Source organism: Rhizobacter fulvus (assembly GCF_964020785.1).
This window is the reverse complement of sequence record NZ_OZ224516.1, coordinates 2,962,738-2,981,999: the sequence shown is the minus strand read 5'-3', so window position 1 is coordinate 2,981,999 and position 19,262 is coordinate 2,962,738. Positions and strand designations below refer to the sequence as shown.

20 protein-coding genes, 1 pseudogene and 1 riboswitch are annotated in these 19,262 nt (G+C 69.8%); of the genes and pseudogenes, 10 read left to right on the top strand and 11 right to left on the bottom strand.

Annotated elements, in window-relative coordinates:
* The first annotated feature begins 43 nt into the window (after positions 1 to 43).
* Positions 44 to 589, top strand: a complete 546-nt coding sequence (locus ACWH49_RS14245; RefSeq protein ID WP_235580295.1) for a PEP-CTERM sorting domain-containing protein — start codon at positions 44 to 46, stop codon at positions 587 to 589.
* A 75-nt stretch (positions 590 to 664) separates the two neighbouring features.
* On the opposite strand, the gene ACWH49_RS14240 is transcribed toward ACWH49_RS14245, so the two are convergent.
* Together ACWH49_RS14240 and ACWH49_RS14235 are read right to left on the bottom strand one after the other, a co-directional pair.
* The gene (locus ACWH49_RS14240) at positions 665 to 1,345 is read right to left on the bottom strand and encodes a glutathione S-transferase family protein (RefSeq protein WP_448172045.1); all 681 of its coding nucleotides are present in this window, start codon (positions 1,343 to 1,345) and stop codon (positions 665 to 667) included.
* A gap of 107 nt (positions 1,346 to 1,452) precedes the next feature.
* Positions 1,453 to 3,495, bottom strand: a complete 2,043-nt coding sequence (locus tag ACWH49_RS14235) for a transglycosylase SLT domain-containing protein (protein ID WP_448172044.1) — start codon at positions 3,493 to 3,495, stop codon at positions 1,453 to 1,455.
* 24 nt (positions 3,496 to 3,519) lie between these two features.
* Between ACWH49_RS14235 and ACWH49_RS14230 the strand changes: the two genes are divergently transcribed.
* Positions 3,520 to 4,077, top strand: coding sequence for a 5-formyltetrahydrofolate cyclo-ligase (locus tag ACWH49_RS14230; RefSeq protein WP_448172043.1), 558 nt, complete (start codon positions 3,520 to 3,522; stop codon positions 4,075 to 4,077).
* Here the strand turns inward: ACWH49_RS14230 and ACWH49_RS14225 are convergent.
* Positions 4,074 to 5,030, bottom strand: coding sequence for a LysR substrate-binding domain-containing protein (locus tag ACWH49_RS14225; RefSeq protein WP_448172042.1), 957 nt, complete (start codon positions 5,028 to 5,030; stop codon positions 4,074 to 4,076). The two genes, ACWH49_RS14230 and ACWH49_RS14225, sit on opposite strands and share 4 nt — an antisense overlap.
* Here ACWH49_RS14225 and ACWH49_RS14220 point away from each other — a divergent pair.
* Positions 4,912 to 5,307: pseudogene (locus ACWH49_RS14220) on the top strand (DUF2917 domain-containing protein); the annotation flags it as partial. The gene ACWH49_RS14225 and the pseudogene ACWH49_RS14220 sit on opposite strands and share 119 nt — an antisense overlap.
* Before the next feature lie 53 nt (positions 5,308 to 5,360).
* On the opposite strand, the gene ACWH49_RS14215 reads toward ACWH49_RS14220, so the two are convergent.
* The gene (locus tag ACWH49_RS14215) at positions 5,361 to 5,708 is read right to left on the bottom strand and encodes a TfoX/Sxy family protein (RefSeq protein ID WP_448174351.1); all 348 of its coding nucleotides are present in this window, start codon (positions 5,706 to 5,708) and stop codon (positions 5,361 to 5,363) included.
* A gap of 127 nt (positions 5,709 to 5,835) precedes the next feature.
* Here ACWH49_RS14215 and ACWH49_RS14210 point away from each other — a divergent pair, with 127 nt between their 5' ends.
* Positions 5,836 to 6,417 carry a 5-formyltetrahydrofolate cyclo-ligase gene (locus ACWH49_RS14210; RefSeq protein ID WP_448172041.1) on the top strand — a complete coding sequence of 194 codons (582 nt, stop codon included), beginning with the start codon at positions 5,836 to 5,838 and terminating at the stop codon, positions 6,415 to 6,417.
* Positions 6,418 to 6,470: 53 nt separating this feature from the next.
* Here ACWH49_RS14210 and metF read toward each other — a convergent pair whose 3' ends face one another.
* Genes metF through ahcY form a run of 3 tightly spaced genes read right to left on the bottom strand, consistent with a single transcriptional unit; the run spans position 6,471 to position 9,535 of the window.
* A complete protein-coding gene (metF, locus tag ACWH49_RS14205; protein WP_448172040.1) occupies positions 6,471 to 7,313 on the bottom strand; it encodes a methylenetetrahydrofolate reductase [NAD(P)H] in 843 nt (280 codons plus the stop codon).
* 11 nt (positions 7,314 to 7,324) lie between these two features.
* On the bottom strand, positions 7,325 to 8,092 hold the full coding sequence (locus ACWH49_RS14200) for a TlyA family RNA methyltransferase (RefSeq protein WP_448172039.1): 768 nt from the start codon (positions 8,090 to 8,092) through the stop codon (positions 7,325 to 7,327).
* Positions 8,093 to 8,095: 3 nt separating this feature from the next.
* Positions 8,096 to 9,535, bottom strand: a complete 1,440-nt coding sequence (gene ahcY / locus ACWH49_RS14195; protein ID WP_448172038.1) for an adenosylhomocysteinase — start codon at positions 9,533 to 9,535, stop codon at positions 8,096 to 8,098.
* Between the two features lie 75 nt (positions 9,536 to 9,610).
* Positions 9,611 to 9,698: riboswitch (S-adenosyl-L-homocysteine riboswitch) on the bottom strand.
* A 66-nt stretch (positions 9,699 to 9,764) separates the two neighbouring features.
* Here ahcY and ACWH49_RS14190 point away from each other — a divergent pair.
* A complete protein-coding gene (locus ACWH49_RS14190) occupies positions 9,765 to 10,583 on the top strand; it encodes an HAD-IIB family hydrolase (protein ID WP_448172037.1) in 819 nt (272 codons plus the stop codon).
* On the opposite strand, the gene ACWH49_RS14185 is transcribed toward ACWH49_RS14190, so the two are convergent.
* Positions 10,570 to 11,427 carry a transglutaminase-like domain-containing protein gene (locus ACWH49_RS14185; RefSeq protein WP_448172036.1) on the bottom strand — a complete coding sequence of 286 codons (858 nt, stop codon included), beginning with the start codon at positions 11,425 to 11,427 and terminating at the stop codon, positions 10,570 to 10,572. The two genes, ACWH49_RS14190 and ACWH49_RS14185, sit on opposite strands and share 14 nt — an antisense overlap.
* Positions 11,428 to 11,604: 177 nt before the next feature.
* Between ACWH49_RS14185 and ACWH49_RS14180 the strand changes: the two genes are divergently transcribed.
* Complete coding sequence (locus ACWH49_RS14180) at positions 11,605 to 12,819, top strand: YbfB/YjiJ family MFS transporter (protein WP_448172035.1); 1,215 nt, start codon at positions 11,605 to 11,607, stop codon at positions 12,817 to 12,819.
* A gap of 13 nt (positions 12,820 to 12,832) precedes the next feature.
* On the opposite strand, the gene ACWH49_RS14175 is transcribed toward ACWH49_RS14180, so the two are convergent.
* Genes ACWH49_RS14175 through metK form a run of 3 tightly spaced genes read right to left on the bottom strand, consistent with a single transcriptional unit; the run spans position 12,833 to position 15,702 of the window.
* Positions 12,833 to 13,930 (bottom strand): DNA glycosylase AlkZ-like family protein, encoded by a 1,098-nt coding sequence (locus ACWH49_RS14175; RefSeq protein WP_448172034.1) that lies wholly within the window; start codon positions 13,928 to 13,930, stop codon positions 12,833 to 12,835.
* A gap of 33 nt (positions 13,931 to 13,963) precedes the next feature.
* Positions 13,964 to 14,503 (bottom strand): GNAT family N-acetyltransferase, encoded by a 540-nt coding sequence (locus tag ACWH49_RS14170; protein WP_056460874.1) that lies wholly within the window; start codon positions 14,501 to 14,503, stop codon positions 13,964 to 13,966.
* 17 nt (positions 14,504 to 14,520) lie between these two features.
* Positions 14,521 to 15,702, bottom strand: a complete 1,182-nt coding sequence (gene metK / locus ACWH49_RS14165; RefSeq protein WP_448172033.1) for a methionine adenosyltransferase — start codon at positions 15,700 to 15,702, stop codon at positions 14,521 to 14,523.
* Between the two features lie 174 nt (positions 15,703 to 15,876).
* Here metK and ACWH49_RS14160 point away from each other — a divergent pair, with 174 nt between their 5' ends.
* From ACWH49_RS14160 to ACWH49_RS14145, 4 genes are read left to right on the top strand one after another with little or no spacing between them, the layout of a single operon-like run.
* Positions 15,877 to 16,740 carry a lysophospholipid acyltransferase family protein gene (locus tag ACWH49_RS14160; RefSeq protein ID WP_448172032.1) on the top strand — a complete coding sequence of 288 codons (864 nt, stop codon included), beginning with the start codon at positions 15,877 to 15,879 and terminating at the stop codon, positions 16,738 to 16,740.
* Between the two features lie 32 nt (positions 16,741 to 16,772).
* Positions 16,773 to 17,648: a lysophospholipid acyltransferase family protein gene (locus ACWH49_RS14155; protein ID WP_448172031.1), complete on the top strand. Its 876-nt coding sequence runs from the start codon at positions 16,773 to 16,775 to the stop codon at positions 17,646 to 17,648.
* Between the two features lie 13 nt (positions 17,649 to 17,661).
* Positions 17,662 to 18,528, top strand: coding sequence for a diaminopimelate epimerase (dapF, locus tag ACWH49_RS14150; protein WP_448172030.1), 867 nt, complete (start codon positions 17,662 to 17,664; stop codon positions 18,526 to 18,528).
* 25 nt (positions 18,529 to 18,553) lie between these two features.
* On the top strand, positions 18,554 to 19,252 hold the full coding sequence (locus ACWH49_RS14145; RefSeq protein ID WP_056460859.1) for a DUF484 family protein: 699 nt from the start codon (positions 18,554 to 18,556) through the stop codon (positions 19,250 to 19,252).
* The last annotated feature ends 10 nt before the right edge of the window (positions 19,253 to 19,262 follow it).

Below are 19,262 nucleotides of genomic sequence, written 5' to 3'. Positions count from 1 at the left end.
ACCCGGTATGCACGGCCTCCCAAACATTCAATCAGGTGAACCCATGAATTTCCTCAAATCTTTGTTTACTGTCGCTGCCCTCGTCGCGACGGTTGGCGCCAACGCGCAGTCGTTCAGCTTCTCGGCCCCCGTCGACGGCGACTATGCCGCGCCGATCTTCACGACCGCCACGCCGGCACTGGCGATGGAAGTCACCGGCAGCGTGCCGAACCTGTACCTGCAGCCGCTGGGCAGCTTCGGGACCTACCTCGAGGTCGCCACGGGCGGCTCGGCCACAATCGATCTCGGCGGTGCGACTTCGTTCAGCTTCCTGTGGGGTTCGCCGGACGCGAGCAACATGATCTCGATCGACGGCGTCGATTTCACCGGCTCCCTCCTGCTCGGCGCCACCGCCAACAGCTCGAACAGCAACACCCAGTGGGTCACGGTGACCAACGAGACGGGCATGAACAACTTCACCATCACGACCGGCCAGATCGCCTTCGAGATGGCCGTCGCCGCTCCGGTGCCGGAACCCGAAACCTACGCACTGATGCTGGCCGGCCTGGGCGCGATGGCGTTCGTCGCACGTCGCCGCAAGAACGCCTGATCGGCGTCTGAAGAGGCCCGCATGGGCCGCACGGCAGGCGGGCTTCGGCCCGCCTTCTTTTTTGGGCCGGCCGGTTCAGGCCTGCGAGCGGTACGCCTCCTCGAACGGCAGGAAATCGTGCTCGGCCAGCGCGTCGGCGATCCAGGCGGCAACGCCCGGCAACGCCACCACCCGCTCGACGTAGGCCGAGATCGTGGCCGGCAGCGGCACGCCATAGGTGCGAAGCCGCATCACGACCGGCGCATAGAACGCGTCGGCGATGCCGAACGCGCCGAACAGCATCGGCCCGCCATGCTGTGCGAGCAGCTCGGTCCACATCGCGACGATGCGATCGACATCCGCACGCACCGCCGGCTCCTCCCGCAGCACCCGCTCGCCGACCTCCGGCAGCTGCGCCTCGATGTTCATGCCGAAGTGGTTGCGCAGCGCGCCGAAGCCCGAATGCATCTCGGCGCAGACGCTGCGGGCGCGGGCACGGGCACGCCGGTCCGCAGGCCAAAGGCGCTTGTCCGGAAAGCGCTCGGCGAGGTACTCGGCGATCGCCAGCGTGTCCCAGACCACCAGCCCGTCGTCGACCAGCACCGGCACCCGCCCCGCCGGATTCAGGCGCTGCACCGCGGTCTTGAACTGAGAGTCCGGCGTGAAGGCGTCGAAACGCAGCTTGACCTCGTCGAACGGGATGCCGGCCTGGGTCATCAGCACCCAGGGGCGCATCGACCACGACGAATAATTCTTGTTGCCGATGTAGAGCTGCATGCCGGTCCTCGCGGATGTGAAGGCCTGCATGCTAGCCAACGCGACCGCCGCGCGGGTTGAGGCTTTCGCATCGGATTGATGCGTGCGCGGTCGCCGTCAACCGCGACTCAGGGCAATTCCTTGTCCAGCGGGTTGCCGGCCGCGGCCGGCGCGATCGGGCGGCCGAGCCGCTGCTTCAGCGACGGCGCCTGCGCGCCGAGCTGCGCGGCGTAGTAGGTGGCGTTGCTGAGCACCTTCTTGACATAGTCCCGCGTCTCGGCGAACGGCACGTTCTCGGCCCAGATCGCCGGCTCGAGCGGTGGCCCGTCGCGCCACCGGCGCGGCCGGCCGGGGCCGGCGTTGTAGGCCGCGGCGGCCAGCGCCTGCGAGCCGCCCATGTCGTCGAGCACGAGCTTCAGGTAGTTGGTGCCCAGGCGCAGGTTGGTGTCGCGGTCGGTGATCAGGTCGTGGGTGTAGGTCAGGCCGATCTTCTTCGCGGTCCAGCGCGCGGTCGCGGGCATCAGCTGCATCAGGCCCGAGGCGCCGACCGTCGAGCGCGCATCCATGATGAAGCGCGACTCCTGGCGGATCAGCCCGTAGACATATGCCGGGTCGAGGCCGATCTCGCCCGCCTTCGCGACCACCTCCTTGCGGAACGGCATCGGGAAGCGCTGCTCCATGTCGATCTCGGACTTGGTGCGCTCGCTGGTGTTGATGCAACGGTCCCAGACCTCGCGGTCGCAGGCGAGCTGCGCGGCGGCGAGCAGCTCTCGGTCGCTCATGCCGCGGATCGAGTAGTTCCACTCGCGCACGCCTTCGCTGCGCAGGCCCGTGTCGATCAGCAGCAGCGCCCGCACCAGGCCGGGATGGCGCGCGGCGGCCTCGCGCTCGGCGGGCGTCAGCGGCTGCGGCCGCGCCGGCAGCCAGACCGGCTGGCCGAGGTTCTCGGCCGCGAGTGCGGCATAGAAGTTCAGCTGCGCCGCGATGCTGCCGAGCTGCTCGCGCGCCAGGCTGCGCATCGAGTCGCCTTCTTGGGAGTCCAGCGCGATCGCATTGAGCGCGCGCGCCTTCCAATACACCCAGGCCGGCTCGCGCTGCTCGCTCGGCGTCATCGCGTTGACGGCCTGGCTGACCTGCTGCCAGCGCGCCTTGCCGTTGTCGGCGCGCAGCGCGGCACGCACCTTCCAGGCGAGCGTGTCGTCGGGCCAGTCGAGCTCTCGGCCGGCCTTCGCGGCGCGCTGCGCCGCGCGTTGGTAATAGTCGGCGGCTTCCGGCTGCAGCTTCATCGCAGCCTGCTTGCCCACCGACGCCCAGGCCCAGGCCGTCAGGTCGGCCGGGAGCGCGCGGTCCCAGCGGTCGTTCAGCTGGGTGGCCGCGGCGTCGGCATCGCTCGACGCCATGCGCATCAGCGCGAGCGTCGTCAACTCGGCGCCGGTGCGGCTCGACGCGGACGCATGTTTCGCCAGGTAGCGCGCGGGGTTGTCGGAAAGTTCAGCGACGGCGCTCGCCGGCGCGATGCCGACCAGCGCCACCGCCTGCCGCGCCGCGCGGGGACGTCCGACATCGATCGCGAAGCGCGCCTTGCGCCACGCATCGGCGGCGGTGAACTGCTTCGCGTCGGTCAGCGTGGCGGCGAGCAGGCTACAACCGTCGTCGGCGTCGCGCTGGGCGAGCCAGGCGGCGAGCGCGGCGTCGCGGACATCCTTGCCGTCGCGCTGGTCGAGCAGCAGCGCATAGCAGCTGACCTCGCGGTCGTCGTTCATGCGGAAGCGTGGGTACTCGGCAGCGAAGTTGGCCCAATCGCGCCGCTTGCCCAGCTCCAGCAGCCAGTCGTTGCGGAACCGGTCTTCCACGTAGGTGCCCGGCCAGCGCGCGCTGAACTCGTTGACCTCGGCCTGCTGGACCTCGCCGATGCGGTTGGTCAGCTCCCAGTAGTCGACCCACATCGCCAGCGGCAGCCGGTTCGCGACCGCGACGCTGCGCAGCGCGGCCAGGCGCGTACGGTCCTTCTTGCGGAAGGCTTCGCGGGCGTCGAGCAGCGTCGGGTCGCCGGACTGGGCGCGCACGACCGGCGCGGCGGCCAGCAGCGTCACCAGCGCGAGCGCGCCCAGGAGCGCCCCGCGCCAGCGGGTGGGCCCATATACTGATTTGGAAAGTCGGTTCGGCGTCATCACGGGATCATCTTGAGTTCAGCCATGCCAACGGGGCGGCAGGCCCTGCGCCAGCAACTGCTCCGACAGCGCGAACAATTCGAAGGCGGCTCGCCCGAGGCGGGTGCCGATGCGGAGCTCGCGCGCCATCTGGTGACCGTGTTATCGGCACTGGAGCCGGACATGTTGGGGCTTTACTGGCCGCATCGCGCCGAATTTAACGCAGTGGCGGCCGTTGCTGGCGACTCCACACTCGCAAAGTTGCGGATGGCGCTGCCATTCGCGCAGCGCGACCCGGTGCAGATGCATTACCGCGCCTGGGGCGGCCGGCCGCCCACGATCGTCGACGAACGCCGCATTCCGACCAGCGACGGTGCGCCGGTCGTGCCCGACGTGGTGCTGGTGCCCTGCGTCGGCTTCACCGCCTCGGGCTACCGGCTCGGCTACGGCGGCGGCTACTTCGACCGCTGGCTGGCCGCGCACCCGGGCGTCACGGCCGTCGGCGTCGCCTGGTCGGCGGCCGAGATCGACGAGGCGAGCCTGCAGCCGCTGGCGCACGACCTGCCACTGACGCTGATCGTCACCGAACGCGGCGTGGTCTAGGCTTCGCCGACCGCCCTGCGCGTGTCGGCTGCCTGCGCAAGCACCCAGTCGCAGAACTGCGCCACCTCGGGCCGCGCGCGGCTCGCCGGGGCGACCACCAGCCAATAGAGGTAGGGGCTGTCCATGCGCCCGGCCCGCCCGAACGGTTCGACCAGTTCGCCGCGCTGCAACGCCTCGAACACCAGTGCGACCCGCGCCAGGGCCACGCCGTGGCCGGCCAGCGCCGCCTGGACCTGCTGGTAGGTGAAGTTCAGGTACAGCCAGCGCTTGGGCTGCAGCCCCGGGTGGCCCTGCAGCGTCAGCCAGCGGCGCCAGCTGAGGTATTCCGTGCTGGTCTTGGTGTCGTCCTCCTCGGCCAGTGTGTGCTGGGTCAGGTCGCCGGGCTTCGACAGCGGCGGTGCCGCGCCGAGCCGGATCTGCTCGGACAGCGACCGGCTGACGACCGGTGTCAGCACCTCGCCGAACATCCGCACCGCGCCGGCCGGCGCCTGGGCGGGGCTGCAGTAGCGCAGCGCCAGATCGAGCTCGGGGTCGTCGAGGTCGGCGATTGCGTCGGCCGCCGACACGCGGATGTCGATGTCCGGGTGCTCGCGCTGAAACGCCTCGATCCGCGGCAGCAGCCACAGCGATCCGAACGACGCGAAGGTCGTCACGCTGACGCGCTTGCGGCTGCGCGCGGCGCGGATCTGCCGCACGCTGGCGTCGATCTTCGGCAGGCCCGCCTCCACCGCGCGCATCAGCATCTGGCCGCTTTGCGTCATCTCGACATGGCGGGTGCCGCGCACGAACAAAGCCGCGCCCAGTTCCTCCTCCAGCCCCTTGATCTGGCGGCTGATGGCGGACTGGGTGACGAACAGTTCCTCGGCGGCGTCGCTGAAGCTGAGCCGGCGCGCGACCGCCTCGAACGCCCGCAAGTTGCCCAGCGACAAGGGTCGACGGGTCGAGCCGCTCATATCAAATCCGCATCAATCGACGCCGCAGGTTTCATTGGATTGTTCGATGGCAGAAGACGATCATAGCCATACCGAACACAGGAGATTGATGATGAATGCGCAATCGAACCGGACCCTTCGACGCCTCGCTTCCGGAGAGGCCTTGCACCTCGGACGCCTGGGCGGCGAACTGGCCGTGGTCGAAGGGCGCGTCTGGCTGACGCGCGACGGCGACCTCGGCGACCACGTGGTCGAGCCCGGTCAACGGGTGCGACTCGGCGTCGACGAGAACGCGGTGATCGAATCCGCGCGCACCGGCGAGGCCGTGTCGGTGCGCTGGTACCCGCGCCGTCAGAGCTTCGTCGGCGCCTTGGCCGAGGAGCCCTTGCGCGGCCTGGCCTTCCTGACCGGGCTGGTGGCACGGGGCTTCGTCGCCCTGGCGCGCAGCGCCGCGGCCAGCGCGAGCCGGGCCCAGGGCTGCATCAACGGCGGGGATTCCATCGCGTCCTCCGGCGCGCTGAAGTAGCTCGTCGCCACCGATTCGACGCTGCCTCTACGCGCCTTCTCGAACGTGAAGGGCGTGCAGCCGGCCGCTTCGAAGGTCGCCCGCGTGACCTCGTCCGCCTTCAGGTACAGGCGCTCCGCGGAGATGAGGGCGATGAACACGTCGTCGACATAGAAGCCGTGCCCGCCGAACATCCGGCGGGTGCGCACCGCCCCCAGCGGGGCCAGCAGTTCGCAGCAATGCGCGACGAGTTCGTTCGGTACGGCGGCCATGCGCCAGTCTTGCACAATGGCGGCGCACGACTCAACCGGACGAACTTGCATGCAGCACCCCGCGCCCGACCGCGCCGCCTTGCGCCAGAAGCTGATCGCCGCGCGAATGGCATTGACCGACCGGCTCGAGCGGGCCGTCCAGTTGCAGAGCGCGCTGCGCGTCTTCCTGGTCGGCCGGCGTGAGAACACGATCGGCGCCTACTGGCCGATCAAGGGCGAGTTCGACCCGCTGCCGGCGCTCTACCGCTGGGCCGAGGGCGGCCCGGAAGGCGCCCCGCGGCGCATCGGGCTGCCGGTCGCGAACCGCGAGACCGGGCAACTGCGCTTCCACGTCTGGTACCCGGGCTGCCCGATGGAACACGACGCCTACGACATCCCGAAACCGAAGGACACCGACGAGTTCGCGCCGCAGATCCTGGTCGTGCCGTGCCTGGGGTTCGGGCCGGGCGGCGTGCGGCTGGGCTACGGCGGCGGGTTCTTCGACCGCACGCTGGCGTCGCTCGAGCCGCGCCCGCTGATCGTCGGCGTCGGCTTCGCGCAGGGCTTCCTTCCCTTGCTGCGGCCGGGGCCGCTCGACACGCAGCTCGATGCGATGCTGACGGAGGATGGTTTGATGTGGGCGCGGCCCTAGTTTCGCGGATCGCCGCCTGCCAACGACACGGCGCGATACGCCACCGACAAATCTCAAACCGCCTGCAGCCGCCGGCAGATCTCCACCGTCACCGGCGCCTGGTTCATCGTGTAGAAGTGCAACCCCGGCGCGCCACCCGCGATCAAGCGCTCGCACAACTCGGTGACCACGTCGATGCCGAACGCGCGGATCGATGCGGTGTCGTCCATGTAGCCTTCCATCTTCAGCGCGATCCAGCGCGGGATCTCGATGCCGTCGCGCGCCGCGAACTGCGCGATCTTCGCGAAGTTGTGGAACGGCATGATGCCCGGCACGACCGGCGCCGTGGCGCCGAGCTTCGTGGTCGCGTCGACGAAGTGGAAGTACGCGTCCGCGTTGAAGAAGAACTGGGTGATCGCCGAGTTCGCGCCCGCCTTGACCTTGGTCACGTAGTGCGCCAGGTCGCGCGCCGCGTAGCGCTGCTCGGGGTGGTACTCGGGGTAGGCCGCGACCTCGATGTGCCAGTCCGGCCCCTGGGTTTCGCGGATGAACGCCACCAGGTCGGCGGCGTAGCGAAAGTCGCCCCCCAGGTGCGTGCCGCTGGGCATGTCGCCACGCAGTGCCACGATGCGGCGGATCTGCTGCGCGCGGTAGGTCGCGAGAATCTCGGTGAGCCCGGCGCGTGTCGAGCCCACGCACGACAGGTGCGGCGCGGCCTCGAAGCCGGCCGCGGCGATGGCCGTCACGGTCGCCAGCGTCTTCTCGCGCGTCGAGCCGCCGGCGCCGTAAGTGACGCTGAAGAACTCGGGCGCGAGCGCGCCCAGCGCCTGCACCACGCCCTTCAGCTTCTCGTCACCGATCGGCGTGTTGGGCGGGAAGAACTCGAAACTGATGGGGACTTCTCGGGCTGCCGTCATGGCGCCTCTCCTCAAGCGGACGCTGCCCCAGGGCAGGCCCAGACAAAGAATTCTCGATTGCCGTCGCCGCCGGTGACGGGGCTGGCAAAGTAATCGCGCACGGTCAGGCCGAGCGCCGCGCACGCGTCGCGGATGCGTTTCTCGACACGCGGATAGGCCGAGGCGTGCTTCACCAGCCCGCCCTTGCCGATGTCCTCCGGCTGCAGTTCGAACTGCGGCTTGACCAGCAGCACGGCTTGACCGGCGGGCGCGAGCCACGTTGCGATGGTCGGCAGCACGTGGGTCAGGGTGATGAAGGACAGGTCCGCCACGACGAGGTCGAACGAGTGCGTCGGTTCCTCTTGCGCGAATGCCGAGCCCGCCACGTCGCGCGCGTTCAGACCTTCGTGCGTGGTGACGCGCGCATCGCCCGCGAGCGACGCCGCCAGTTGGCCGCGCCCCACGTCGAGCCCGACGACGCGTGCGGCGCCGCGCTGCAGCAGCGCATCGGTGAAGCCACCGGTGCTCTGGCCGACATCGAGGCAGTTCGCACCCGACGCGTCGACGCCGCAATGCGCCAGCGCCGCGTCGAGCTTGAGCCCGCCGCGCGACACGAAGCGCAGCTCCGCGTCGTCGGTGACCTCGATCTGGCAGCCGTCGGGCAACTCCTCGCCGGCCTTGCGCGGCAGCGCCCAGCCCTTCGGGCCGAGCCAGCGCACGGCACCCGCGTCGATCAGCCGCTGCGCGGCCGACCGGGTGGGTGCGAGGCTGCGCTGCACCAGCAGTTGGTCAGCGCGCACCGATCAGTACCGATACGTATCCGGCTTGTACGGGCCCTGCTTCGGCACGCCGATGTACGCGGCCTGCTCGTCGGTCAGCTCGGTCAGCATCGCGCCGACCTTCTTCAGGTGCAGGCGCGCGACCTTCTCGTCCAGGTGCTTCGGCAGCACGTAGACCTTGCCGATGTCGTAGCTGTCCGGGTGCGAGAACAGCTCGATCTGCGCGATCGTCTGGTTCGCGAAGCTCGAGCTCATCACGAAGCTCGGGTGGCCCGTGCCGCAGCCCAGGTTCACGAGGCGGCCCTTGGCCAGCATGATGATCTTCTTGCCGTCCGGGAAGGTGATGTGGTCGACCTGCGGCTTGATCTCGTCCCAGGTGTACTTCTCGAGCGACGCGATGTCGATCTCGTTGTCGAAGTGGCCGATGTTGCAGACGATCGCCTGATCCTTCATCGCGACCATGTGCTCGTGGCGGATGATGCCCTTGTTGCCGGTCGTGGTGACGAAGATGTCGGCCTTGTCGGCGGCGTACTCCATCGTCACGACCTTGTAACCTTCCATCGCGGCCTGCAGCGCGTTGATCGGGTCGATCTCGGTGACCCAGACTTGCGCGCTCAAAGCACGCAGCGCCTGTGCCGATCCCTTGCCCACGTCGCCGTAGCCGGCCACGACCGCCACCTTGCCGGCGATCATCACATCGGTGGCGCGCTTGATGCCGTCGACCAGCGACTCGCGGCAGCCGTACAGGTTGTCGAACTTGCTCTTGGTGACGCTGTCGTTGACGTTGATCGCGCGGAACGGCAGCGTGCCCTTCGCGCTCATTTCCTTCAGGCGGTGCACGCCGGTGGTCGTCTCTTCGGTCACGCCGATGATCTGCGCGGACTTGCGGGTGTACCAGGTCGGGTCGGTCGCGAGTTTGGCTTTGATCGCGGCGTACAGGCAGGTCTCTTCCTCGCTGGTCGGGTTGGCGATGACCGACGCGTCCTTCTCGGCCTTCTTGCCCAGGATCATCAGCAGCGTCGCGTCGCCGCCGTCGTCCAGGATCATGTTCGGGCCTTCACCTTCGGCACCCTTGGCGCCGAATTCGAAGATGCGATGGGTGAAGTCCCAGTATTCGGCCAGGGTCTCGCCCTTGTGCGCGAACACCGGCGTGCCCTCGGCCACCAGCGCCGCGGCGGCGTGGTCCTGGGTCGAGAAGATGTTGCACGAGGCCCAGCGCACGCTGGCGCCGAGTGCCTGCAGCGTCTCGACCAGCACGGCGGTCTGGATCGTCATGTGGATGCTGCCGGTGATGCGCGCGCCCTTCAGCGGCTGGGCTTTCGCGAATTCGTCGCGGATGGCCATCAGGCCGGGCATCTCGGTTTCGGCGATCTTGATTTCCTTGCGGCCCCAGGCGGCGAGGCTGGCGTCGGCGATCGCGAAATCGGCAGTGGCGCTGGGTGAAGACTTGAGAACGGCGTTCATAACGGGCTCCGAAGATTGAGGAACCCGCACGCGGACACGAAGGGAAAGTTGGAACTCACCCACGAGGTCGAATCGTGCGGGTGAGCGCGGTTGCAATTCAAATTCCGAGCCTGGGGACGCACGCTCGAACACGGCGGCGGGCCTTGCAACGCTCCTCGGAAAGTTCACGGATTGTAGGCGACGGTCGGCGCCGCCGCAAAAGCCCTGTGCAAGACTCGCGGGCATGAGCGTGACTTCCCGTGCAATCTCCGCCCCCGCTGGCAGCCGCCCGTGGGCCGAACTCCCCGCCGCCAACGCCCGCCGCGTGCGCGGCGTGCTGACCGACATCGACGACACGCTGACCACCGCCGGCGCGATCACGCCAGAGGCGCTCGACGCGCTCGCCGCGCTGAAAGCCGCCGGCCTGCCGGTCATCGCGATCACCGGCCGGCCGATGGGCTGGAGCGAGCCGTTCGCACGCGCCTGGCCGATCGACGCGATCGTCGCGGAGAACGGCGCGGTCGCGCTGTTCCGCGAACCGGGCGCCCTCGCGATCGAGTACGCGCAGGACGTCGCCACCCGCCGGGACAACGCGGTGCGCCTGAAGGCAGTCGCCGCGCAAGTGCTGCGCGAGGTGCCGGGCGCCACGCTCGCGCAGGACAGCCCGGGCCGCGTCACCGACATCGCGATCGACCACGACGAGTTCGCGCACCTGTCGGCGGCGCAGATCGACGCGGTGGTCGCGCTGATGCACGCCGCCGGCATGAACGCGACCGTGAGCTCGATCCACATCAACGGCTGGTTCGGCGCGCACACCAAGCTGAGCGGCGCACGCTGGATCGTGCAGCGCCTGCTGGGGCGCGACATCGAGGTCGAACGCGGGGACTGGGTCTACGTCGGCGACTCGACCAACGACCAGCTGATGTTCGGCCACTTCCCGCTCAGCGTCGGCGTCGCCAACCTGATGGAGTTCGCGGCGCAATTGACCACCTGGCCGGCCTACCTGACCGACGGCGCACGCGGCGCCGGCTTCGCCGAAGTGGCGCGGCGGCTGATCAGCGCGCGGTGATCAGCGGGTTCATCGAGGTCATGGTCGCCGGGCCGAAGATCGTCGCGAAGGCCACGTCCTTGGCGTCGCGACCGATCGCGATGCGCACGAGTTCGTCGACCGGCGACATGCGCGTCGCGTCGAACATCACCCAGCGGCCGCCGAGGTAGGCCTCGAACACCGCGTGGAAATCCGGCGGCGGCTCCTCGAAGCGGGCGTAGCCGACCACCAGCCGTGCCGGGATGTTCAGCGCGCGACAGAAGGTGACGCCCAGGTGCGCGAAATCGCGGCACACGCCGGCGCGCTGCACGAACACATCGCGCGAGGTCGTGGTCGCCTGGGTCGAGCCGACCTGGTATGCGACGTTGTCGTAAATCCAGTCGACGATCGCCTGCACCCGGGCATGGCCGGGCGGCAGGTCGCCGAACTGCATCTGCGCCGCGCGGCCGAGCAGGTCGGACTCGCAATAGCGCGTCGGGTTGAGGTTGTGCAGCAGATGGTCCGGCAACTCGGCGATCGGCATCTCGCGCGCCTGCGGATCGACCGCGATCGGGCGGCGCTCGACGCTCGCCCGGTAGCGCAACTCGACCGGCCCCGCGTCGGCGTGCAGCCGCAGAAAGCGGTGGCCGACGGTCGGATCGCAATACACGTGGTGCGGCAGCTGCGGCGTGATGACGAGCGACTCGTCCAGCACGCGCTGGTCCAAGCCGTCGAGCGCGTGGATCTGGAACAGGAAATCGGTCGGCCCGTTGACCTGGTAGGCCAGCGTGCAGTCGATGTCGAAGGTGCGCGCGGACTGTGCGGCGGTGCGGTCGGGCGCGGCGGCGGCGGCGATGGGTGCGTCAGGGGCGAGGATGTCGGACATGGCGTGGTGATCGTGGAAGAACCGGACCGCCATTGAATCGTGCCGACCGGTCGCTCGCCAGCGCCGCGGCGCCCGAGGCGCAGTAGGACAAGCACGCATCCCGCGCGCGCACGACAACGGTGCGCCGCCTGTGCAAGACTTCCTGCCCCGACCACCGCCCTGCACCGCCCCGACCCGATGCCCACCGACACCGCGAGCGCACCCGATCACCCGACGCTCGTCGTCGCCGCCGCGCTGGCGCTCGCTGCCGCCGTGTCGCTCGGCCTGGCGCGCTTCTCCTACGCGCTGCTGCTGCCGCCGATGCGGGCCGACCTGGGCTGGAGCTACACCGTGGCCGGCGCGATGAACACGGTCAACGCCGCCGGCTACCTGGTGGGCGCGCTGCTGGCGCCGGGCTGGCTGCGCCGCTTCGGCGCGCGGCGTTCGCTGCTGGCCGGCGGCTTCGGCTCGGCGCTGCTGCTCGCCGCCCACGGCGCCGTGACGGCCGATGCCGCGCTGTACCTGCTGCGCGGCCTGACCGGGATCGCCAGCGCGGCGACCTTCGTCTCCGGCGGCCTGCTGGCCGCGCAATTGAGCAACCGGGCGCCCTCCGGCCACGCCGGCCGCGCGCCGAGCGCCGGCCTCGTGCTCGGCATCTACTACGGCGGCACCGGCGTCGGCATCGTGATCTCGGCGCTGCTGGTGCCGCCGCTGAGTGCGCTGGCCGGTGCGCACGCATGGCAATGGGCGTGGGTCGCGCTCGGGGTGGCAGCCCTCGCTGCCACCGCCATCACCGGCGCGGTGACGCGCGGCCTGGCGGCCAGTGCGGCGGCGCGCGGCGACGCCGCGGCGCCATTCCGCTGGACGCAATTCGCCTGCGGCCTGGCGGCCTACTTCTGCTTCGGCCTCGGCTACATCGGCTACATGACCTTCGTCGTCACGCTGCTGCGCGAGCAGCAACTGAGCGCGACCGCGATCACGGTGTTCTACGCGCTGCTCGGCGTGGCGGTGCTCGGCTCGTCGTTCGTCTGGGCCGGCTTGCTGCAGCGCCAGCGCGGCGGCGGCGCGCTGCGGCTGCTGAACGCGCTGCTCGCGGTGGCGACCGTGCTGCCGGTGCTGAGCGCGCACCCGGTGGCGGTGTTCGCGTCCGGCGTGCTGTTCGGCGGCGTGTTCCTGTCGGTCGTCGCCTCGACGACCGCGCTGGTGCGGCACAACCTGCCGGCCACCGCGTGGCCGGCCGGGATCGCGGCGTTCACGATCGTGTTCGCGGCCGGGCAGATCGTCGGGCCGACGCTGGTCGGCTGGGTCGCGGATGGCACCGGCGGGCTGCGCGGCGGGCTGGCGTGCTCGGCGGCGGTGCTGCTGCTCGGCGCGCTGATCGCGTGGGGGCAGAAGCCGCTGGCCGCGGCGTGAAGGAGGAGATCGCTCAGGCGTCGAGCCCGAGGAATCCGCGCAGGCGGTCCACCTCGTCGCTCAGGGCGCTCTTGAAGCGCGGGTCGCGCGGCGCCTTGCCGGCGACGTAGCCGACCTTCACGTCGAGCGCGCCGGCGCCGACGCTCGCGTTCGCCCAGCCGATCACCTGGTCGTGCCAGAGCAGCGGCAGCGCGTAGTAGCCGAGCCGGCGCTGCGGCGCCGGCGTGTAGGCCTCGAAGCGGTAGGCCCAGCCCCAGAAATGTTCGAAGCGGCGCCGGTCCCACACGATCGGATCGAACGGCGTGAGCAGCCGCACCTGCTCGTCGGGGCGCCAGCGCGCGGACGCGGGCTTCTCGTCGGCGGGCCAGTACCAGTCGACGCCATCGATCCGCTGGCGCGCGAGCCGCTGCTTCGCGCGGGCCAGCGTGCCGGCGCGCTCGCCACGCCACTGCGGCGCGCCGATGCCGAGGTGGCTGATCAGTTGCCCGAGCGTCGCGAACGGCAGCGGCGCGTACTTGGCGACGACGAGGTCGACCAGCGCATCCATGCGCGCCGCGGCCGTCGCACCGTCGGGCGCCGTGCTGTCGCCGGCGCGCACCGCGTAGACGCGTGTGCCGCCGTCGCGCCGGGCCACGCGCAGCAGGCCGCGGTAGTGCATCTCGTCAAGCAGCTGCGTGCTGGCGTTCGACGAGCCGCCGAACCAGTTGGTGGTCTTGCCGTGCGCGAAGTGCGCGTCGACCTCGCGCGGGTGCACTGCGCCGTGCGCACGCACGAACTCGAGCACCGCCTGCGCCTGCGTCGCACGCGCCGGCGTCCAGGCGCGGCGCGGCGCACGCGGGTGCATCAGCGCGTGGTGCGCGCGCGGCAGGAAGCCGTAGTTGACGAAGAAGTCCTCCTCGATGCCGAGCCGCGCATAGCGGCGCTCGAGGTCGCCGGCGCGGTAGTCGACGACGCGGTGGCGCAGCGTCAGGTCCTGCGCGCGCGCCGGCGCGCGGATCGGGTCCGCCTGCACGAAACCGAGCCGGGTGATCGCGCGCCCCAGCGTGGTCGGCTTGAACAGCGTGCGGGCGATCGCGTAGTGGCGCAGGTGGTCGAGGGTCACGGCCGTCATGGGCGCGATGATGCCCGGTCGCACGCAGTCCCGTCAGGGTGCCGGCGGTCTCAGCGTGGCCGTGCGCGATTCGAACAGCGCCCTGCGTTCGGGCGTGAGGTGCAGCACCAGGCGGACCAGCAGCCCCATCTGATCGAGGTACTCGGTGCCGGCAATCACATAGCCCGCCTTGAGCTTGGCGATCAGCACCGGGGTGTTGGTGGCCACGTGCTGCGACGTGATCAGCAGGCCGCCGCGTTCGCGCACGGTCTGCTCCATCAGGCCGAGCATGCGCGTGTAGATGCGCTGCTGGCGGTACGCGGGGTCGACGGCCGACAGGCCGATGTAGAAGTTGCCGCCGCCGAACTCGAACCAGCCGCTGCTGCAGCCGACCAGCCGGTCGCCGTCGAGCGCGGCGATGCGGATCCGTTCGGGTTTCGGCAGCGTTGCACGCAGCGCCTTGTTGCGGTCGTCGACTTCCGCGCCGACGAGCGCGCGCATGTACCGCTCGCGCGCCTCGTTGCCGAAGACCGGCTCGGTCAGCGCCGCGAATGCGGCCTCGTCGAAGGTCTCGACCTGACGGATCTCCACCATCGACGGAGGCCTTGCGCTTACAGCCCTGCCGCAGCGCGCAGCGTGGCCGCCTTGTCCGTGCGCTCCCACGAGAACTCCGGCTCCTCGCGGCCGAAGTGGCCGTAGGCGGCGGTCTTCTCGTAGATCGGGCGCAGCAGGTCGAGCATCTGGATGATGCCCTTCGGGCGCAGATCGAAGTGCTCCTGAACCAGCGCCGACAACTTGTCGTCGGAGATCACGCCGGTGCCCTCGGTGTAGACCGTGACGTTCATCGGACGGGCCACGCCGATCGCGTAGGCGACCTGGATCTGGCACTGGCGCGCCAGGCCGGCCGCGACGATGTTCTTCGCGACATAGCGCGCGGCATACGCGGCCGAGCGGTCGACCTTGCTCGGGTCCTTGCCCGAGAACGCGCCGCCGCCGTGCGGGCAGGCGCCGCCATAGGTGTCGACGATGATCTTGCGGCCGGTCAGGCCGCAGTCGCCCTGCGGGCCGCCGATGACGAAGCGACCGGTCGGGTTGATCAGGAACTTGGTGTCCTTCAGCCATTCCTTGGGTAGCACCGGGCGGATGATTTCCTCGATGATCGCCTCGGTGAACGAGGCCTTCATCTTGGTCGGGGTCTCGCTCTGGTCGGGGTGATGTTGCGTGGACAGCACGACCGTGTCGATCGAGTGCGGCTTGCCGTCGACGTAGCGCATCGTGACCTGGCTCTTCGCGTCCGGACGCAGGAACGGCAGGCGGCCGTCCTTGCGCAGCTGCGCCTGGCGCTCGACCAGGCGGTGCGCGTAGTAGATCGGCGCGGGCATCAGCTCGGGCGTCTCGTCGCAGGCGTAGCCGAACATCAGGCCCTGGTCGCCGGCGCCGATGTTGAGGTGGTCGTCGCTGGCATGGTCGACGCCCTGGGCGATGTCGTTGCTCTGCTTGTCGTAGCAGACCATCACCGCGCAGCCCTTGTAGTCGATGCCGTATTCGGTGTTGTCGTAGCCGATGCGCTTGATGGTGTCGCGTGCGACCTGGATGTAATCGACGTGCGCGTTGGTGGTGATCTCGCCGGCCAGCACGACCAGGCCGGTGTTGGTCAGCGTCTCGGCGGCGACGCGCGAGCGCGGGTCCTGCGCGAAGATCGCGTCGAGGATGGCGTCGGAGATCTGGTCGGCGACCTTGTCGGGGTGGCCTTCGGAAACGGACTCTGACGTGAAAAGGAAATCGTTCGACACTCTTAAACTCCGGTAGGTTGCAAGGCTTGCGTTGCCTGACCTCTGGAGGAGCGGCGAACGCTTTAGCGGCATTTGTTGAGCGGCGCCTCGGTGCCACCCGGCGCCGGCCTGGGAGGCCTGCGCATCGCCCGCAAGTAGTTCAAATTAACTCGGCGATGGCCCGATTATAAGAAGATGCTCAGCTTGTTCCGCTGGCTCGCCCGGCGTCCCCTGTGGTTTCTGCACGTGATCGGCGCCTTTCTGGGTTGGATCACGTACTGGTCATCGCCGTCGTACCGGCGGCGCTTCAACGAGAACGTGCGCCAGGCCGGCATCGATCCGGTGCTGGCGCGTCCGGCGATCGGCGCGGCCGGACGCATGGTCGCGGAGGCGCCTTATCTCTGGCTGCGGCCGCCGGGCGCCGGCATCGGCCCGCGCCTGGAATGGGCGGGCCGCGCGCTGATCGAGCAGGCGGCGCAGGCAAGACGCGGCATCGTGTTCCTCACGCCGCACATGGGCAGCTTCGAGGTCACCGCGCAGGCCGTGGCGCAGGAGTTCGCGGCACAGCACGGGCCCATCACCGTGCTCTACCGGCCGGCCCGCCAGCCGGCGCTGCGCGAGGTGATGGACCAGTCGCGCGCGCGCCCGGGACTGGCCACCGCACCGGCCACGCTGGGCGGCGTGCGCCAGATGATGCGCGCGCTGCGCCGTGGCGAAGCCGTCGGCCTGCTGCCCGACCAGGTGCCGCCCGACGGCATGGGCGTGTGGGTGCCGTTCTTCGGCAAGCCGGCCTACACCATGACGCTGGCGGCGCGCCTGATCCAGCAGACCGGCGCGACGCCGTTGCTCATCTGGGGCGAGCGTCTCGCGCACGGCGCGGGCTACGCGGTGCGCGTCAGCCGGTTGGACGAGCCCTTGCCGACCGACGATCCCGGTCAGGCAGAATCCGCCGCGGTCATCAACCGCGCGATGGAAGCGCTGATCCGGCAGTGCCCGCAGCAATACCTCTGGGGCTACAACCGGTACAAGCAGCCACGCTCGCAAGACCCCGCCGCCTGAGCGGGGCCACGAACAAGAACGAAGGGTGAGAGTTGGGCGCGCGAATCCTGCTGGCCTTGTTGTGGCTGTTGCATTGCTTGCCGCTGGGCGCGCAGGCCGCACTCGGCCGCGGCCTGGGCCGACTGCTCTACCCGCTCGCCAAGGCACGGCGCCGCATCGCGTTGCGCAATATCGCGCTGTGCTTCCCGGAGCAGACGCACGACGAGCACGAAGCGCTGGCACGCGAGCACTTCGAGTGGCTCGGGCGCAGCATCCTCGAGCGCGGGCTGCTCTGGTACGCGTCGCCGGCGCGCCTGAAGCGGCTGATCCACATCGAGGGCGACGTGAAGCTCGCCGAGCGCAGCGAGCGGCCAGTCATGTGGCTCGCGCCGCACTTCATGGCGCTGGACGTGGCCGGCGTTTCGGTGCTGCTGTTCCAGAACCGCAAGGGCATCTCGATCTACCAGGCGCAGAGCGACCCGGTGATGGACGCCGCGATCCGCCGCGGCCGCCTGCGCCTGGGCAACGCGGAGATCTTCCCGCGCGACGAGGCCGGGAAGGCGCTGTTCCGCGCGATCCGCCGCGGCGACGCCTTCTTCAATCTGCCGGACATGGACTTCGGCGAGCGCGATGCCGCGTTCGTGCCGTTCTTCGGCATTCCGGCGGCGACGCTGCTTGCCCCGTCGCGCCTGGCGCGGGCCCTGAACATGATCGTGCAGCCGGTCGTCGCCGAGACATTGCCCGGCGGCGCCGGCTACCGCGTGCGCTTCCTTCCGCCGTGGACCGATTTCCCGACCGACGACCCGCTCGCGGACACCGAACGGATGAACCTGTGGATCGAACGCGAAATCCGCAAGCTCCCGGCGCAATACCTGTGGGTGCACAAGCGTTTCAAGACGCGACCGCAGGGTGAAGACACCTTGTACTGACGATAATCGGGCGATGAAGCTGAAGTTCACCAAGATGCAGGGCGCCGGCAACGACTTCGTCGTGCTCGACGGCACCCGCACGCCGGTGGAACTCGGCCCGGCGCAGATCCAGAAATTGGGCGACCGGCGCTTCGGCGTCGGTGCCGACCAGATCCTGATGGTCGAGAAGAGCGATGCGCCGGGCGTGGACTTCGGCTACCGCATCTTCAACGGCGGCAGCGGCGACGAGGTCGAGCACTGCGGCAACGGCGCGCGCTGCTTCGTGCGCTACGTGGTCGACCACGGCCTGAGCGCCAAGCGCACGCTGCGCGTGCAGACGATGAACAACCTGCTCGAACTGCGCCTGCAGGACGACGGCCGCGTCACCGTCGACATGAACGCGCCGGTCTTCGACCTGTCGCGCGTGCCGTTCGATGCGAGCGGGCTCACGCCGCGCACGACCGCCGGCTTCGAAACGTGGCCCCTCGACGCGGGCGACCAGAACGTCGACGTGGCGGTGCTCTCGATGGGCAACCCGCACGCGGTGCAGTTGGTGGCCGACATCGACACCGCGCCGGTCGGCAGCATCGGCCCGGTCGTCGAGACGCACCCGCGCTTCCCGCGCGGCGTCAACGCCGGCTTCTTGCAGATCGTCGATCGCACGCATGTGCGCCTGCGCGTGTTCGAGCGCGGCGCCGGCGAAACGCTGGCCTGCGGCACCGGCGCCTGCGCCGCGGTGGTTGCGGGCATCCGGCTCGGCCTGCTCGACGCGCGCGTCGATGTCGAGGCGCGCGGCGGGCGGCTGACGATCGAATGGCAGGGTGGCGCTGGCGACCTCGGCGCGCATGTGCTGATGACCGGCCCGGCCGAAACAGTCTTTGATGGAGAGATCGACCTATGAGCAACCGACTGACGAGCAGCGCCCCATGAGCGGCGGCGTGCAAGGCATCACCGAGAACGACATCGCGAACTACCTCGCGAACACGCCGGGCTTCTTCGAGCGCCACGCCGAGTTGCTCAGCAGCATCCAGCTGACCAGCCCGCACGGGCAGCGCGCCGTCTCGCTGCAGGAGCGGCAGATGGAGATGCTGCGCGACAAGATCCGCGGGCTCGAAGGCAAGATCATCGAGATGATCCGCTACGGCCAGGACAACGTCGGCATCGCCGACCGGCTGCACCGCTGGACCCGCGCGCTGATGCTGACCGCGCAACCGGCCGAACTGCCGACCGTGCTGGTGCGCGAGCTGATGCACCAGTTCATGATCCCGCAGGCCGGCATCCGCGTCTGGGGGGCCGCCGCGGCATACGCGACGCAGGACTTCGCGCAGCCGGTCGGCGACGACATCAAGCTGTTCGCCGGCAGCCTGAGCCTGCCGTACTGCGGCGTGAACTCGGGCTTCGAGGCCGCGCAGTGGCTCGAGGTGCCGGGCGACGCGAAGTCGATGGCGCTGATCCCGCTGCGCGCCGATTCGTCCGACGCGACCACCGCAGCCACCTTCGGCATGCTGGTGCTGGCCTCGCCGGACCCGACCCGCTACACCGCCGACATGGGCACCGAGTTCCTCGTGCGCATCGGCGACATCGCCGGCGCCGCGATCTCGCGGCTGCTGCCGGCGAACGGCTGAGCGAGCGCGC